Source organism: Streptomyces sp. NPDC002306 (assembly GCF_053593435.1).
In genome coordinates this window covers 16,182-30,737 of the sequence record NZ_JBSFCK010000034.1, presented here as the reverse complement: position 1 = coordinate 30,737, position 14,556 = coordinate 16,182, and the positions used below count along the sequence as shown (strand labels likewise).

Sequence of the window (14,556 nt, the reverse complement as noted above, 5' to 3'; positions counted from 1 at the left end):
GACCTCGCCGAACTCGGGCAGCGCGACTCCGCATCCTGTTGGACGATCGACCGTGCGTGATATGACACGTTTGCGTTGACCCGGGCGACCTCTACTTGAGCAGTCTCTGCCATGCGCCCGGCTGGAAGACCGGCGGCTGGACCCTGTGGGATCGCATGGACCCCGTGCCCCACCCCTGCCCCGAGTGCGGCACCACGGAGGTCGCGCTCCTCACCATCGCCTACTTGGAATGGGACGGCGGCAGCGGGACCTGGATCGCCGAGGCGGACCGGACGGACCCGGCCCCGCCTCCCCTGGACGCGAGCGGCGGCAACTTCACCTTGATCGACATCGTCGTCGGTTACAACCTGCAACTCCGCGTCTGCCCCGACTCCCTGGACCATCCGCACATCGCACTGGTTCAGTGAGCCCTTGCGGAAGTCGTCAGCGCCGACGCGTTCGCCGGGCGGATCTTTGAGGAGGTGACGAGCTCTCGCTCGAACGTCCATACCTGAGATCGGCGACGGCGGACAGCGGCGGCCACGAATGGCCCACGCCAGCCTCGCAGCGGTGATTCCCGTGCTGTGAGGCCGCATTGATCGAATGTGTAAAGCAGTGGTCACCCCATGTCGGCCAAGTGGAGGAGGGGGCGCTGGCTGTGCGGGTAGAACCATGGGCCCCAGTCACCTTGTTGCAGGTGAGAGATCGCGATGAGTGCGTCTGCCGCGTTCTTGCAGCGCGGGTGGCGTGCCGCGAAGGTCGCGATGCGGTGCCGCTGGGTGATCAGCCAGTCGGCGACGGTCTGCGGGTCGCCGTCGTACCACCACCAGAACTGGAAGTCCCCCCACAGCAGGTCCGTGCCCCAGTCGACGGCCAGTCGCACGAGGCCCGCGTCCGCGGTGGGACCGGGGAGCCCGGCGATGTGCTCAAGCCAGGGCTCCAGGCCGTTCGTGGCGTTGGCCACGCCTTCCGTGAGCTTGCGGATGTCCGAAGGGGAGCGACCGTCGGTGACGGCGACGGCGAGCAGCGCACCAAATGCCTGCTCGACCGCCGTGCGCTCGGTGACCGGCCAGTCGGCCAGTCCGGCCCCGTATTTGCCGAGACGGCTCAGCTCACGGGACGGGTCGCCACCGGGACCTCCCGGGCCCCAGTGACGCAAGGCGCGCGGCATGAGGCGGCGCCACAGAATCGGGTACTGGTCCGCATCCCAGTGGTCGACGACCTTGCCCATGAAGTATGCAAGGACGTCGTCCGGCACAGCCCGCGGATCCCCGCCGAGGACGCGCAGTTCCGACTCCGAGATGCAACGCGTACAGCCCGCAACAGGCCTGTCGAATGCGGGAGCGGAAGCGAAGACCCGGTCCACTTCGGCGAGCGCAAGCCGCCACATCGCGTGCGGGTCAGGGACATGCTGATCGGACATGGCGGCTACCTACCGGGGGACTCCGCACCGTGGGCGAGGCGAAGATCGCGACGCTACCACCTGCCGGTCACGGGCGCGCGACCACTTCAAGTGATCGAAACCGACACCGGCCCTCGTTCGCGTGCCTTTGTTCATGAGAACGGGGTTCTGACACCGTTCTTGGGGAGCGGTCACAGAACGTGCCCTTGTGTTCGCTTGCCAGGGGGCGGGTCGCGTGAGACCACGTACGCCTACCCGCCTGGTTACCGAATATGACGCCCCATCACATCCTTGGGTGTCCCTGCCGCGGGTGCGGTTCCTTTCAAGTGACGGCCGCGATCAAGTTGTGGGGTCATAGTTCCGCTGGTGAGTAGGTCAGACGTCATGCTGGAAAACCATGCGGCGGGGAACCGCGCTTCGTCGGGATACTGGGCCGGTGAGAGACGCCATGGCTGAGTACGAAGTGGATACTGAACAGTTGATGCGAAGGGTCTACCTCGGCGTGCGCGAGGACAGCATTGACCCACAGGACGTCGTCGCTCTCGCCTGCGAACTGCTCGACTGGTTCCATCACACCGACGCCGTCCTGGAGGTCGTCGAGCGGAACCCGGCCGAGGTGCCGCAGGCGGAGATGACCGTCCTGGCCCGGCGCCTCCTGGACGACGTGGGCTTCGATCCCGGCTTCGACCTCGCCCCCGAACGTTTGGAGACGTTGCGCGCCGCACTGCGAGTCGTGGCCCGCGACCTGCCCACGCGTGGGATCGAGGGTGAACCGGAGATCGAGATCCTGGAGGACTGGTTCCCGGTGGGAGCCGGTGTCCGTCTTGCCGACGGCGAACGGCTCAACTGGGGCGGCCCCATCCTGCCGAACATGTGCGACGACCCAGCCATGGCATTGACCGGCCTGGCGATCCTGATCCAGGAGAGCCTGCTCGAATGGACCTGGCAGGTCTGGCCGGTGTGCTCCGGGCATGACCTCGGCGTCCACGCCTCGGAGCGTGATCGCGAGGTTGTCTGGTGGTGCGCGGGCGATGGCGGACACATGCTGGCGCCGGTCGGCGAACTCGCGCGCGCTCTCGGCCGCCGTCGCCCCAAGTGAGGTCGGCGGCGGAGTGCAGTTCGTTTCGAACGACCGCCGTGATCAGGCGGTGAGGCTGTAGTTCTGCTGGTCGGGGCTGGGGTAGAGGCGTTGATGTTCGCGGGCCGTTTGGAAGATCCAGTAGTCCTCGAAGTCGCCGTTCGTTATCAGTGCGCGGAGTCGGAGGACGGCTTCGGCGCCGTCGAGTCCCCAGCGGGCGCCGGTGATGTCGCTCCGGTCGGCGATCAGGTGGCGGCAGGCGCCTTCGACGGCGCCGGTGGCGATGGGCCAGCCGGCTGCGAGGGCGGTGTCGTAGTGGAGTTGGTCGAGGTGGCCGGTGAGGTAGCGGTGGCAGGTGGTGACGGCCTCGCGGCGGGCGTACTTGCGCTTCTTCCGCTTGAAGTCCAAAGACCACCAGGAGCACGGCGTGCCGACCTGGCGGCTGCTGTATCCGCCGACCGGCCGCGAGGGCCATCCCCAGGTCGCGGTCGTCTTCAACCCCGGCACGAGGCTGGGACCGCAGGCGCTGAAGAACCGGATGAACACGGTGATGAACGAGACCCGCGCCATCTGGTCGGGCGACTACGAACGGATGAGCGGCGGATACGGCACCGCGGAAGAACAGGACGGCTACTACGACTACGCCGACGCCATCCCGGTCCTGTTCATCGACCGCCTCCAGACCCACGGCCCGCGCGCGGCCGTGTGGTGGCGGTGCGGGCACGGTCAGTGGGAGACTTTCGACACCGCTCTCGCCAACCCCCATGACCATGAGGCCTGGCGTGTACGCGAGGAAGAACGGCGCCGCCGGCGCGACGAACGACGCGAGCGTGAACGGCAGCAGGAAACAGCAGTTCGGGACCAGGAAGCAGCGGCGGCGGTGCAGCTGCCCACGGCGCGAGAACCTGAGCTTGAGCCGCCCGAGCCGTACCCCTGCGATCGCTGCGGGCGGCCCCGCACCGAGCCGTTCGGGCGTGGTGAAGAGCAGGTACCGCCTGAGGACGGCCGGCACTGCGACACTTGCCGCCTGGACATCTCCCGCGAGTACCCGAGCCTGTTCTCCGTGCTGTTCAAGCGAGGCCGCTGACCAGCCGGACGGATAACCCGACCACGGTCGTGGAGGGCCGTCCATGGGCCCAACCACGTCATGGACGGCCCTCCACGAGCGCGACCATGGGCCTGGGCATTCATCGGGCCCCGGGGAGGGGTAGTCGTCCCGGGGCCCGGTGCGGGGGTGCTCTGTCAACGACGTGAGGCCCGCACCGTCACGGGGCACACGGGTTGCGGTCAGCGGCCGCAGTGCGGGCACCGTCCGGCACGCTGCTGAACGGTAACGGCGGCTGCTCCTGGATCCGTCCGGCAGGAATGTGCCGCATTGCCGACACCGATGCGCCCTGACCAGGATTCGAGTGTGCCTGTCCGGCTCGGCCCTGACCCTCTGGGCGGATGGCCCGACCAGCGGTCCCCGGCCAGGGCCTGGCTGCGGTTTTCGTCTACTGGATCAGGCGGAGTAGAGGGTTTCCACGTTGTCGTGGAGCTGGTTGGCCAGCGGTGGTGCCGTGTAGGTGTCGGTCATGACCTCGATGTAGCAGCCGGTGTTTGCCTTGGTGGCCTTGTCCATGGCCTCGTCGAGTTCGGCGAGGGTTGTCACCCGGGCGGTGTACCAGTCGTTGCAGCCGAGGGCCTTGGGCAGTTCCGCATAGTTCCAGTTGGCGAGGTCGTTGTATTCGCTGTCCGGGTGCTTGCACAGGAGCCGTTCGATCAGGTAGCCGTGATTGTTCAGGACGAACACGACCGGACGCAGGCCGTACCGTCCGAGTTGGCTGATCTCCTGGGCGGTGAGCTGATGGGAGCCTTCACCGGTGACCAGGACGACACGCTGGTCGTCTCTGGCGGCGTGGGCGGCACCGACGGCCGCGGGGGTGGCCCAGCCGATGGAGCCCCACAGGGTCTGGTTGTGGAACGTGGCGCCCTGGGGCAGGCGGGCGAAGGCCATGCCCAGGGACGCGGTTCCGGTCTCGGCCACGAGGATGTCGTTGGGCTTGAGGAAGCTCTCCCAGCGGGGGTAGAGGTTCTCGGCAGTGATGGAGTCGCCGCCGCTGCCGGTGGCCGGGGCGATGCGGGTCGCCTCAGCCGGCAGGGTCGGCCAGTCCTTGTGGGGGAGCTTTTGGGTCAGAGCGGTGAGGAGATCCTTCATCTCCACGCTCTGGTACGTCATGCCGTCCACACTGACGTGGTGGTGGCGGATGTCGATCATGCGGGCCGGGTCGAGGTTGGCCGTGAACGCTCCGGAGTTGAAGTCGTGCATCAGCGCGCCGACCAGGACGACGACGTCGCTGTCCTCGACGAAGCGGCGCACGTTCTCGTTCATGAGCTTGCCGTCGTACATGCCGACGTAGGCGGGCTGGTCCTCCTCCAGGACGCCCTTGTCGGCCATCATCGTGGCGAAAGACAGCCCGGTGGCGTCGATGAACTGCTGCAGCTCGGGGGCCAGGCCGGAGCGCGCCGTGAGGATGCCGGGCAGGACACAGGCACTGCGGGCGGTGCCGAGCATGCTGGTGATGGCCTGAACGGCGGCCTCTACCTGCGCCGGGTCGCTCCTGGGCGCGGGGATGGGCTGGGCCTCCCCGACCACCAGCATGTTCGCGAGGTCGGCCGGGAAGGCCATGTAGACCGGGCGGCGGTGGTAGAGCGCCGCCGCGATGAGACGCTCCGTCTCGGCCGCGGTGTTCTGCGGGGTCATGATGGCGCTCGCGCAGACCACCGCCCCGGACAGCTTCTGGAAGAGGTCGAATTCGCCGTTGCCCAGGGTGTGATGGACGAGCGAGCGGTGGGACTGGACGGGCATCTTGGGCATGCCGACCAGGTGGAACACCGGTAGGTGGTCGGTGTAGGCGCCGGCGATGCCGTTGAGCGCGCTCAGCTCGCCGACCCCGTAAGTGGTGCACACCGCGCCGATGCCATGCACGCGGGCGTAGCCATCAGCGGCGTAGGCGGCGTTGAGCTCGTTGCACGCGCCGACCCACTCGACGTCCGGGTGCTCAACCAATGCGTCGTCGATGGGAAAGGCATAGTCGCCGGGGACGCCGAACACGTGACGTACGCCGATGTCCCGCAGCCGGTTCAGAACGTGCTGGATTACCGTGGTCGACATGCTTCTGGTGTTCCTTTCCGCGGAGGCTTCTGCCCACGAGCAGCTTTGGCGCAACGTTGCCGCCGCTGCGAAACACGCGGTGCACAACGGCCCCTTGGACGATTGAGGACGGCTGCACACAGTGAGCGGCGACGGCGCAGATTCCGGCCCGCGCTGTTCGGCGGCTCCTCCTGCGGCGCCCGGCCGTGGGCCGCACAGTCTCGGCAACCTGGTGCGAGACGGCCGCTCGCCGTGAGGCAGGTCGCGACCTTGACCCCTGATGGTCCTCCCGCGTCTCTGCCGTTGGCGCAGGCAGCTGATGGGCTGGTCATAGGCAAAACTAGGACCAAATATTCCTGATCCTGTGAAACCCGCAACTCCAGCAGGCTCCGGTTGCCCCCGCTCGCTTCCGGCAGGGCTCGCCACGACGCAGCTGCATTGCCCCCAGACTGTTGTTGTCGACGTGCGGCACCGACACACCGTCGCAGGGCCGCCCGTGCTGGCCGACCCGACCATGGGCCTGGGCATTCATCGGGCCCCGGGACGGTCAGGCGCCCCGGGGCCCGGTTCGGGGGTGCCCTATCAACGACGGCAAGCCAGCATCGTCACGGGGAGCGGTCAGCCGCCGCACTGCGGGTACCGGTGGCTGCGCCCCCCGAGTGGCGACCTCGGTGCCCGCGGCCCGCATCTGGGTCGGGTGGTGGCTGACCGTCGACGGGGACAGCCCGACCGCGTTGGCGAGCTCGCGCACCGAGGGGTCCTCCCCGTATGCGACGACCCACTCTCAGCGGGCGCGTAGCAGTGCACCGGGCCGCTCAGTCGCGGGCTGCCGGTGAGTTCCGGACCTGCGGATCTTCCGAGCCTTGCCACCGATAACCGATGGGCGAGGCTGCCAGCGATGAGGACTCACAAAATCTTCAAAGGTTGTACAACCATTCCCGCAGGTGGGCGTCTGATCCATTGAGTCAACAGACTCCCTGGTCAAATTGATGGCCCACGTGCCGAGGATGCCGTCGAGGTTGACGCTGGGGCCGCCCATCAGCAGGCGGACGATGCTGGTGGTCCAGCCGGCGGCGCAGGTGGTGTCGATGGCGTTGACGTAGCCGTCGGAGGTGGCCAGTGAGGGGAGTGAGGTGCCGCCGCTCTGTCGGGTCTGCCATAGCGCAGCCACAGGGTGCCGGTGGAGCAGGTCTCGTGCGCCGTCCTTGTTGTGGTCTCCGACGGATACGCGGTCGCGGTCGGTCCACGCGGTGCCGTCGTTCTGGAGGACTGCCTGACTGAAGGCGCCTCCCGTGCAGCCGAGGAAGGTCCGGTACTGGGTGCCGGCAAGGAGCGAAACCGTGATCTTGAACGTCGTGTTTCGGGGCGATTATCTCTATGCTGAAGGTGCATCAGATAGGCCCGCCTTGATTGAACAAGTAATGGAAAATCTCCGTGGAGAAAGAACTGGCTTGGACTGGATCAGTGCGGGAGATGATGCTGTTTTCAGTTTCGCGGATCGCTATCACACCAATGACACCTTCGATTGGTGGCCAGACAACTATCTACATGTTGCGGTTAATCCGTCTAGTGGATACGGGGGGCTAATTTGGTACGTCAGCGCTGAGCGTTCCCAGGGCTCCATGGATCCCATCTTTGATCACACGTGGGTTTCGGATAATCCCAACCCGCCTCAATTTGACCCGCGTGTTGTAACTGATCCCAGCTTTCCGAGATTTTATGATCTTCGGAGCGCTATCCCCATTCCGCAAGTTCGAGATGCAGTCGTGGAGTTTTGCAGAGTCGGAACAGGTGATCGTCCTACGTGCGTGCAATGGGTTCGAGGAGACACTCATGGGACACGCATAGAGTGAGCCTTTTCCAACCTGATCGTTGAACCTGCCTCGTACTGCTCGCATCGAGTGGCTGACCACCTTCGACTGCCACAATGGGCCTGGACAGGGGCCACCCACTCGGCGTCTGGCCATCGAAATCCCGGAGTCGTCGCGGTCCCGGCTCGTTGCGTGCGCCTACCCCTTGAACCAGGTCATGAGGCGCGTGCGTTCTTCGCCGCACCCGCCGGTGCCGGATGCTTTGATGCTGCTTGGGTCGAAGGTGGACCCATACGGTTCAGAGGTCATTACGCATGCTTCCCGTACGGGCTGCAGAGCGTAGTAGCCGAAGGCGACCAGTGTCACGACCAGTAGGGTCGTCAGCACGAAGTGGCGGGCCATCGGGGAAGACATGCCGTGATGCTATTGACGTCCACTGGAGCTCTGTCAACTTACCGCGGAAGGTGATTGGTTGGTTCGGCACAAGAGTGAAGCCCCTGGTAGACGGGTTCACGACCAAGATCACCCGGGATCCACCAGAGGCTTCCGTGCTTGTCTACCCGTGCGGACTGGACGTGTCTGGTCGGTCCCTGTCCTTCCTCGCTGCTCGTCCGCGTGAACACCGTCGTCGGATCGGGAGCCGCTGGCGCCGGATCGCGACCGGACGTCAAGCCTTGCTGGTGCTGGCTCATCTGCGCAACGGGACCACGTACGCCCAGCTCGCAGCGGGTTTCGAGGTCGGGACGAGTACGGTCTACCGCTACATCAGCGAGGCCGTCGACCTGTTGGCCGCACTCGCCCCGACCCTCGACGAGGCTGTCCAGGCTGCCTCGGCGAAGGCGTACGTCCTGCTCGACGAGACACTTCTGCCGATCGACCGGATCGCGGCCGACCGGCCCTACTACTCCGGCAAGCACAAGAAACACGGCATGAACGTGCAGGTCATCGCCGATCCGTTTGGTCGGCTCCTATGGGCTTCGCCCGCACTGCCAGGAGCTGTCCACGACATCCGCGCGGCCCGCGAACACGGCATCATCGACGTCCTCGACCAGGCCCACATCCCCTGCTGGGCGGGAAGGGCTACCAGGGCGCCCGCGGCACAGTCCGGGTGCCGTTCCGCGGTCAATGGGAGACGCTATCCCCCGGTCAGCAGGCCGTGAACCGATCCCAGGCCAAGATCCGCGCTCTCGTCGAACAAGCCATCGCCGCCCTCAAGTCCTGGCGGCTCCTCCGTAACCTTCGCTGCTCGACCACCCGCATCACAGGCATCGTCCAGGCAATACTCACCCTCCATCACACCAGCTCAACCGGAGGTTGAAAACACCTCAGTAGCAACGCGGGTGACGCCTTGGGAGTCCTGACGAAATGGCAAGCTCCCACGGGCTGTTCCCTAACTGCAGGTGCCCCAGACCCTGGGCCGTTCCTGTCCTGGTGTCAGTCGGCCACGGTGGGCGTTGTCAGTGGGCGCGGGCACACTGACGTCATGAGCGTTTCTTCGTCTCCCGAAGCCCATGCGTCCCGCACTTCCCCTGGCTGGGTGGAGTCGATGGGCGGGCCTTTGATCCTCGTCCCCGTCTCCGCGTTGGCTGCATGGCGTGGGTGTACGGAGACCGGGGTCATGGCGGGAGACGCCACTGCTCCAGACGACTACGACCGGGCCTGCGCGGTGGACGATCTGGCCGGTGTGATCACCGTTGGCGCGAACGGTGCGCAGGCACTGGTGCTGGCGGACGAGCCGGCGACCAGCTGTTTTCTACCCGAGCATCGGGCATTCCTGCGGTGGCTTGCGGCTGACTCCGAGGCCGAGCTGAAGGCGGTGGCCAGGGCGGTTCTCGCAGACACCGCCACCGCGTGGGAGGAGTGCGGCACGTGGTCGTCGGACGGTCCGGCCACACTCATGGACTCCGCCGAAGCAGGCTCCGCGCTGGACACCGAGTATCCCGGCGGCGGGATGCCCTCCCAGGTATCGGTTGCGCTGCCCGCCGCCCGCTGGAGGGTCCGAGCCACCCATGCCAAGGCGGACGATGAGAACTGGGTCGGCCTGGTCCAGTTGCTGCCCATCGAATCTTGAACAGCCAGCTGCTTTGGTTGAGTGCGGTCACGTGGTGCGCGCAAGGTTGTGCAGATGGGCGACGCCGAGCACCGCGTGGTGGACACCTTCGCCTTTCAACCGGCAGTCGCGGAGGATTTTCCAGGCCTTCATCCGCCCGAAGGCATGCTCGACGCGGGCGCGGACCTGCTTGTGCGAGCGGTTGTGCTCCGGCTTCCAGGTGGGCGGTCCCTCGCCCGCCCGCCGACGGGGTGGCATGACGATGCGGCATGGGCTCCCTTCCGGCCCGGCGGCGGGAGTTCAGAAGTCCAGGTCGAGGTAGTCGATGTCGGTGAGGGGCTCACGTTTCTGGAGGGCGAGCAACGGGCCGAGGTGGCCGATGACGTGGTCGTCCGCGGGCGTGGACACCCCGAACAGTGGCGCCATGTGGCGCAGGTCAGGTTCGTTCTCCGCGACGGATCGGTCGCATAGCGCGTGGAGCTCAGCGGCCGGAGCCGTGGTCTCGGGGCCTACGGGCGCGAGGACGCCGTTTTACCCTCGCTCATTCCTTGACTATCGGCTTGTCTCGCGCGGGATGCTCTCGGCTCGTGGAGCGGTGCGTTTGGTGGTTTTCCGGTCCGTGCGCCAGTCGCATCGGTAGAGGGCCTGGTGCTGCCCGGCTCGGTGCCGGTCAGGGCTGCGGGACCGTGTTCGGGGTGGGCTGGGGTGTGGTGCGCGCTTGTTTGACGGTGTTGTAGAGGGCGTTGGGGTCGTCCGCGTGCAGCCTGATCACGGTGACGTGGCGGGGTGCGCCGAAGAAGGTCGGCGCGTTGACGGGTTCGGTGAGCTGGAGGGTGATGGAGGTCTGTGCGCCGATGGGGAGGTTCAGCTCGCCGTCCTTCTTTTGGTGGGTGAAGCGTGTCTCGCGGCGGATGGCGGCGATCTGGTCGAGGGGGAGGCGGATGTCGTTGGTGGCTGCCTGTCTGATGCGCAGGGTGTGGCCGGTGAGGGTGTGCGGGCGGGTCCGGGAGGCGGCGTGCAGGCCGAGGACGAACAGGACGGTGTAGATGTCCACGATCAGCATGACGGTGTGGATGACGGGCCAGCCGGCGAGGAGGTAGGTGAAGGCGGCGGTCTCGACGACACAGGCGAAGGTGAGGCCGTACATCATGGCTGCTTGGTCCCGGCCGTGGAGGAAGACCGCGTCGGCTTTCTCGGTGCCGTGCGGGCGGCGTGTGATCCAGCGGATCAGGCTTTCCATGATCCGGCCTTCGTGTGCGAGGAACCGCCGCACGGGCATGTGTATGTGCCGGGGGTGTTCGTGTGATGCGGGGGCGGCGGGCTGAGCCTGGGCGGCCGGGGGTGTGGGGGTCATGCTGGTCCTTCCTGGCGGCTTTTGAGGAGTTCGAGGGCGCGGCGGACGGCTGCGGCCTGGGCCGGGGCCAGGTCGTCGTAGAGGGCCTCGGCGGGGCCGTGGGTGTCTGTGTCGGGGACGTGTGCCGCCAGGCTGTCTGGCAGAAGGGCCGCCAGTGCGGCGGCGGCCCGGGTCACCTGCGGGCTGTCCGGCTTCTGGCCGGCGAGGCCGTCCAGCAGGCTGTAGACGTGTCCGGCGTGCTCACGCATTTCGCGCAGCGCCGCCATCAGCGAGACCCGCTTGTCCTCGGGGGTCGCGGCGTCGAGGAACGCGAGGTGTTCGCGGTCCTTGACGGCCATTGGTGATGCGTCGGGACCGGTGTCGCCGAGAGCGGTGAGCAGGCCGGTGAGTTCGGGTGACATCGGCCCCTCGGGGAGCAGGGATCCGTCCTTGGCCTGCTCGATCAGCTGGGCCAGTTGCGTGCGCCGCTTGTGGACAAGGGCCTCCTGCCGTGCCAGGTCGGCGTCCAGTTCTTCCAGGACCTCTTTGAGGTCGTGGCCTTCGGTGTCCGCGAGGACGTCGCGTACCTCGTCGAGGCCGATACCGAGTTCGGTCAGTCGGCGGATCCGGGCGAGCAGGACGGCGTCCTGGACGCCGTAGTCGCGGTAGCCGTTGCTGCGTCGTGCGGGTTCGGGCAGCAGTCCGAGATGGTGGTAGTGCCGCACGGCCCGCGGGGTGAGCCCGGCCAGCGCCGCGACTTCTCCGATTCTCATGAGCCCAGTGGAAACCATGACGTCGCGGCAAGGTCAAGGATGCGGGTCCGCCTGGCGGCCGGAACCCCCGGCCGCCGCGGAAGGTCTCGGTCCGTCTGGTTTGACCTTGCCGCGACGTCATGGTCTTCACTGCAGGACATCGGCTCCGGGCGGTCACCGCACCCCGGGGGCCTCCACCTGCGGAAGGACACTGGGATGACGACCAGCACGGACAAGAACGTGGCCCTGATGCGCATGGCATACCGGTGCGTGGAACGCGGCGACCTCGACGCGGCGGTGGAACTGCTGGCGCAGGACTTCATCGCCAACGTCCCTGGTTCGCCCGAGCTGCTGCTCGGCCGGGAGGCGTGGCGCTCGGGGACCCGGGCGATGCTGGACGCCTTCCCTGATCTGAAGATCGACGTCCAGGACATCTTCGGCGTCGGTGACAAGGTCACGGTGCTGGTCACCTTCCGGGGAACCCACCTGGGAGCTTTCCAGGAGTTCGAGGCGACGGGCCGGACGGTTGTCTACCGGAGTGTCGAGGTCTACCGCATCGAGGCAGGCAGGATCGCCGAGGAGTGGGTCGCACCGGACCTGATCAGCCTCATGCAGCAGATCGGGCCCGCCACGGCCGAGCACTGACCCGTCCGGCCTGCCGACTTCTGGGCCGGGGATCACGATGGGCGGGCTGCGTATGGGGCTCCGCCCGAAGACCGGCAACACGCATCCGGCCGGCGGCAGTCAGAGCAAGTGCGCCGAGCGGAAGATGCCCGACCCACCCGCGAACGCCCGGATCATTCCGGTGGGACCGTCCATCGGCGCGGTATCAGGGCCTGCATGGCCGGGGTTGCCGGCCCCTCGCGGGCGTGGGGGGGGCAAGTCGGTCCTGTGCGTTCGGTGCTGCGGGCGTCAGCGTCTTCACTGCGACTGCGACTGCGACTGCGACTGCGACTGCGGCGGCTGTGGCCGGACCGACTCCGCCTTGGCTCTGTCCACGAGAAGGGACAGCGCTTCGATGTTGGTTTGGGAGGCAGCTGTCCGTCGGAGCCGGACTGGAATGTTCACGAACTCTCGGCTATGGCTCAATTTCCGTGATCGGGTAGCTGTGCGTGACACCGGCTGGGTAGGCAACGAGGGCCCTTCGGTATGCGCGTGCTGCCCGGATGCCGACCGAGAGCTGCTGACGAACGAGTCTCAGTCAGCAAGGTCCCGCGCTTTGTAGCTGGCCAGCCCCAGGGCAAGCAGGGGCGGCACCAGCGCGTTCAGATACCAGGCTATGTCCGTCAGGGCTGGTGCTCCGGAGAGGCTCCGCCGGTCGATCGTCGGGATGAAGGAACAGTGCGATCGGCCAGCATGAAAAAGTAGTTGGCCACCGGTTTCCGCAGTTGAGTGATAGATGCAGACACCGACGTGGTGGTCGGCGTTGGCCGGTGAATCAACCAGGGTCAAGATCTCAGCTGCCTGGTCGGTTGAAGTCGACTGCCAGTCGAACAGGTCGTCGTTGTTGACCACGTAGGAGATACCAAGCGGTTCCTGCAGCGACCACCCCTCACCGGCCAGCGCTCGCACCACGGCGTCGACGGTGACGGCGTGTGCGAACACGAGATCGATGTCGGCGGTCCTGGACATTCGCGGCTCCTGCGGTGGGGTTGAGCGTTGTCGGAAGCGTTTCACGTGTCGGCATCCGTCTGGAGCGAGGAGCACTCGTTTCCCCCGTCCCGTGTCTGTAGCCGCTGGTCAGGTAGCTCCTTCTGTTTGGAGGGTCACTTGGTAGCCGAGTTGGTTGAGCTGGCTCACCAGGCGTCGGGTCCGCCTGGCCCGGCCGGTGCGTTCGAGGAGGTACAGGCCGGTGAGGTCGGCGTATGCGGTGTGGTGGGTGAACCTGTGCCAGACCGCGATCAGGATCGAGTGTTCCAGGGCGACCAGGGCACGCTTCTTGCCGCGGCGGGCGACGATGCGCCGGTAACGGGCTGGGAGGTAGGTGTCCTTGGTCCGCGCCGCGGATTCGGCGGCCTGGCCGAGGGCGGCCTTGAGCCAGGGGTCGCCGTGGCGGGTCTTGCCACTGCCGCTGCGGCCGCCGGACTGGTGGCTGCCCGGGCAGACGCCGGCCCAGGAGGCCAGGTCGCCCGCGCTGGGGAAAGCGGGCGATGTCGGCACCGATCTCGGCGAGGATCACCTGTGCCGCGCGGGTCTCGACGCCGGGGGTCGTCACGAGCAGATCGATCCGGCGGCGACAAGGCTGCAGCATCACCTCGATGTGCTCGCTGAGGCGGGTCTCGGTAGCGGTGCAGGCGTCGATCCGGTCCAGCATCGCCCGTGCCAGGAACGCGTGGTGGGCGGTGAGGTTCCCGGTCAGCGCCTCGGCCAGGGCGTCGGTCTTGCGGCGCATGCTGCCCTTGGCCAGGTCCGCCAGGACGCGCGGGTTGCGTTCACCGGCGATGAGGGCTTCGAGCATCGCGCGGCCGGAGACGCCCAAGATGTTGGAGACTGTGGCGGACAGCTTGATGCCGGTGTCCTCCAGCAGCTTCTCCAGCCGCTGGATCTCGCGGGTGCGTTCGCGGACGATCTCGGTGCGGTAGCGGGTGACGTCACGCAGTTACCGGATCGGCTCCGGCGGCACGAAGCTGGGGCGGACCAGGCCGTGTTCGACGAGCTTGGCGATCCACTCGGAGTCCTTGACGTCGGTCTTGCGGCCGGGCACCGACTTCATGTGACGGGCGTTGAGCAGCCGGCACTCCACGTCGTGCTCGAGCAGGTAGAACGCCGGCTTCCAGTAGACGCCGGTGGCCTCCATGCCGACCATGGTGATGCCCTCGGCGAGCAGCCGGTCCCGCATCGCCGGCAGGCCGGAGGCCACCGCCGAGAACGTCCGTACCTCGCTGCGCCGCCGCTTGCCGGTACTGGGCACTCGGATGCAGACCTTCACGCCGACCTTGCTGATGTCGATACCCGCCACACGTTCGTGGATCACTTCCATCCCGTCGGCACCCCCTCCTGATATCGGCCGCGAGCACG

Annotated in this window: 13 protein-coding genes and 5 pseudogenes; 7 read left to right on the top strand and 11 right to left on the bottom strand. The window is 67.0% G+C overall.

Annotation, left to right across the window (positions count from 1 at the left end; genetic code table 11):
- Positions 1 to 155: 155 nt before the first annotated feature.
- Positions 156 to 407: a hypothetical protein gene (locus tag ACWCQK_RS34765; RefSeq protein ID WP_451161986.1), complete on the top strand. Its 252-nt coding sequence runs from the start codon at positions 156 to 158 to the stop codon at positions 405 to 407.
- A 191-nt stretch (positions 408 to 598) separates the two neighbouring features.
- Here ACWCQK_RS34765 and ACWCQK_RS34760 read toward each other — a convergent pair whose 3' ends face one another.
- Positions 599 to 1,237, bottom strand: a complete 639-nt coding sequence (locus ACWCQK_RS34760; protein ID WP_451161984.1) for a hypothetical protein — start codon at positions 1,235 to 1,237, stop codon at positions 599 to 601.
- Positions 1,238 to 1,862: 625 nt separating this feature from the next.
- On the opposite strand from ACWCQK_RS34760, the gene ACWCQK_RS34755 reads away from it, so the two are divergent.
- Positions 1,863 to 2,480: a hypothetical protein gene (locus tag ACWCQK_RS34755; protein WP_451161982.1), complete on the top strand. Its 618-nt coding sequence runs from the start codon at positions 1,863 to 1,865 to the stop codon at positions 2,478 to 2,480.
- Positions 2,481 to 2,522: 42 nt separating this feature from the next.
- On the opposite strand, the pseudogene ACWCQK_RS34750 reads toward ACWCQK_RS34755, so the two are convergent.
- A pseudogene (locus ACWCQK_RS34750) lies at positions 2,523 to 2,837 on the bottom strand (ISKra4 family transposase); the annotation flags it as partial.
- Between the two features lie 19 nt (positions 2,838 to 2,856).
- On the opposite strand from ACWCQK_RS34750, the gene ACWCQK_RS34745 reads away from it, so the two are divergent.
- Positions 2,857 to 3,546, top strand: coding sequence for a hypothetical protein (locus tag ACWCQK_RS34745; protein ID WP_451161980.1), 690 nt, complete (start codon positions 2,857 to 2,859; stop codon positions 3,544 to 3,546).
- Positions 3,547 to 3,960: 414 nt separating this feature from the next.
- Here ACWCQK_RS34745 and ACWCQK_RS34740 read toward each other — a convergent pair whose 3' ends face one another.
- Both ACWCQK_RS34740 and ACWCQK_RS34735 read right to left on the bottom strand, forming a co-directional pair.
- The gene (locus ACWCQK_RS34740; RefSeq protein ID WP_451161978.1) at positions 3,961 to 5,613 is read right to left on the bottom strand and encodes an alpha-keto acid decarboxylase family protein; all 1,653 of its coding nucleotides are present in this window, start codon (positions 5,611 to 5,613) and stop codon (positions 3,961 to 3,963) included.
- A 526-nt stretch (positions 5,614 to 6,139) separates the two neighbouring features.
- Positions 6,140 to 6,343: a hypothetical protein gene (locus ACWCQK_RS34735; protein ID WP_451161976.1), complete on the bottom strand. Its 204-nt coding sequence runs from the start codon at positions 6,341 to 6,343 to the stop codon at positions 6,140 to 6,142.
- A gap of 670 nt (positions 6,344 to 7,013) precedes the next feature.
- Between ACWCQK_RS34735 and ACWCQK_RS34730 the strand changes: the two genes are divergently transcribed.
- On the top strand, positions 7,014 to 7,445 hold the full coding sequence (locus ACWCQK_RS34730) for an Imm1 family immunity protein (RefSeq protein ID WP_451162017.1): 432 nt from the start codon (positions 7,014 to 7,016) through the stop codon (positions 7,443 to 7,445).
- Between the two features lie 156 nt (positions 7,446 to 7,601).
- Here the strand turns inward: ACWCQK_RS34730 and ACWCQK_RS34725 are convergent, their stop codons facing one another.
- Complete coding sequence (locus tag ACWCQK_RS34725; protein ID WP_451162025.1) at positions 7,602 to 7,817, bottom strand: hypothetical protein; 216 nt, start codon at positions 7,815 to 7,817, stop codon at positions 7,602 to 7,604.
- Between ACWCQK_RS34725 and ACWCQK_RS34720 the strand changes: the two are divergent.
- Positions 7,718 to 8,721, top strand: a pseudogene (locus tag ACWCQK_RS34720) (transposase family protein). The gene ACWCQK_RS34725 and the pseudogene ACWCQK_RS34720 overlap by 100 nt on opposite strands.
- Before the next feature lie 165 nt (positions 8,722 to 8,886).
- Complete coding sequence (locus ACWCQK_RS34715; protein WP_451161974.1) at positions 8,887 to 9,474, top strand: Imm21 family immunity protein; 588 nt, start codon at positions 8,887 to 8,889, stop codon at positions 9,472 to 9,474.
- Positions 9,475 to 9,501: 27 nt separating this feature from the next.
- Here the strand turns inward: ACWCQK_RS34715 and ACWCQK_RS34710 are convergent.
- The 4 genes and pseudogenes from ACWCQK_RS34710 to ACWCQK_RS34695 form a co-directional block, all read right to left on the bottom strand.
- A pseudogene (locus tag ACWCQK_RS34710) lies at positions 9,502 to 9,714 on the bottom strand (transposase); the annotation flags it as partial.
- Positions 9,715 to 9,801: 87 nt separating this feature from the next.
- A pseudogene (locus ACWCQK_RS34705) lies at positions 9,802 to 9,888 on the bottom strand (IS5/IS1182 family transposase); the annotation flags it as partial.
- Positions 9,889 to 10,123: 235 nt separating this feature from the next.
- On the bottom strand, positions 10,124 to 10,807 hold the full coding sequence (locus tag ACWCQK_RS34700) for a hypothetical protein (protein WP_451161972.1): 684 nt from the start codon (positions 10,805 to 10,807) through the stop codon (positions 10,124 to 10,126).
- Positions 10,804 to 11,559: a MerR family transcriptional regulator gene (locus tag ACWCQK_RS34695; protein ID WP_451161970.1), complete on the bottom strand. Its 756-nt coding sequence runs from the start codon at positions 11,557 to 11,559 to the stop codon at positions 10,804 to 10,806. The genes ACWCQK_RS34700 and ACWCQK_RS34695 overlap by 4 nt, the downstream gene beginning before the upstream one ends.
- 195 nt (positions 11,560 to 11,754) lie before the next feature.
- Between ACWCQK_RS34695 and ACWCQK_RS34690 the strand changes: the two genes are divergently transcribed.
- The gene (locus ACWCQK_RS34690) at positions 11,755 to 12,183 is read left to right on the top strand and encodes an ester cyclase (RefSeq protein ID WP_451161968.1); all 429 of its coding nucleotides are present in this window, start codon (positions 11,755 to 11,757) and stop codon (positions 12,181 to 12,183) included.
- A gap of 552 nt (positions 12,184 to 12,735) precedes the next feature.
- On the opposite strand, the gene ACWCQK_RS34685 is transcribed toward ACWCQK_RS34690, so the two are convergent.
- Together ACWCQK_RS34685 and ACWCQK_RS34680 are read right to left on the bottom strand one after the other, a co-directional pair.
- Complete coding sequence (locus ACWCQK_RS34685; RefSeq protein ID WP_451161966.1) at positions 12,736 to 13,170, bottom strand: hypothetical protein; 435 nt, start codon at positions 13,168 to 13,170, stop codon at positions 12,736 to 12,738.
- 108 nt (positions 13,171 to 13,278) lie between these two features.
- A pseudogene (locus ACWCQK_RS34680) lies at positions 13,279 to 14,518 on the bottom strand (IS110 family transposase).
- Positions 14,519 to 14,556: the final 38 nt, after the last annotated feature.

Coding starts and splice junctions, on each gene's coding strand:
- ACWCQK_RS34765 (WP_451161986.1), top strand. CDS start 156: ATGGACCCCGTGCCCCACCCCTGCCCCGAGTGCGGCACCACGGAGGTC.
- ACWCQK_RS34755 (WP_451161982.1), top strand. CDS start 1,863: ATGCGAAGGGTCTACCTCGGCGTGCGCGAGGACAGCATTGACCCACAG.
- ACWCQK_RS34740 (WP_451161978.1), bottom strand. CDS start 5,613: ATGTCGACCACGGTAATCCAGCACGTTCTGAACCGGCTGCGGGACATC.
- ACWCQK_RS34730 (WP_451162017.1), top strand. CDS start 7,014: ATGGAAAATCTCCGTGGAGAAAGAACTGGCTTGGACTGGATCAGTGCG.
- ACWCQK_RS34725 (WP_451162025.1), bottom strand. CDS start 7,817: ATGTCTTCCCCGATGGCCCGCCACTTCGTGCTGACGACCCTACTGGTC.
- ACWCQK_RS34715 (WP_451161974.1), top strand. CDS start 8,887: ATGAGCGTTTCTTCGTCTCCCGAAGCCCATGCGTCCCGCACTTCCCCT.
- ACWCQK_RS34700 (WP_451161972.1), bottom strand. CDS start 10,807: ATGACCCCCACACCCCCGGCCGCCCAGGCTCAGCCCGCCGCCCCCGCA.
- ACWCQK_RS34695 (WP_451161970.1), bottom strand. CDS start 11,559: ATGAGAATCGGAGAAGTCGCGGCGCTGGCCGGGCTCACCCCGCGGGCC.
- ACWCQK_RS34690 (WP_451161968.1), top strand. CDS start 11,755: ATGACGACCAGCACGGACAAGAACGTGGCCCTGATGCGCATGGCATAC.
- ACWCQK_RS34685 (WP_451161966.1), bottom strand. CDS start 13,170: ATGTCCAGGACCGCCGACATCGATCTCGTGTTCGCACACGCCGTCACC.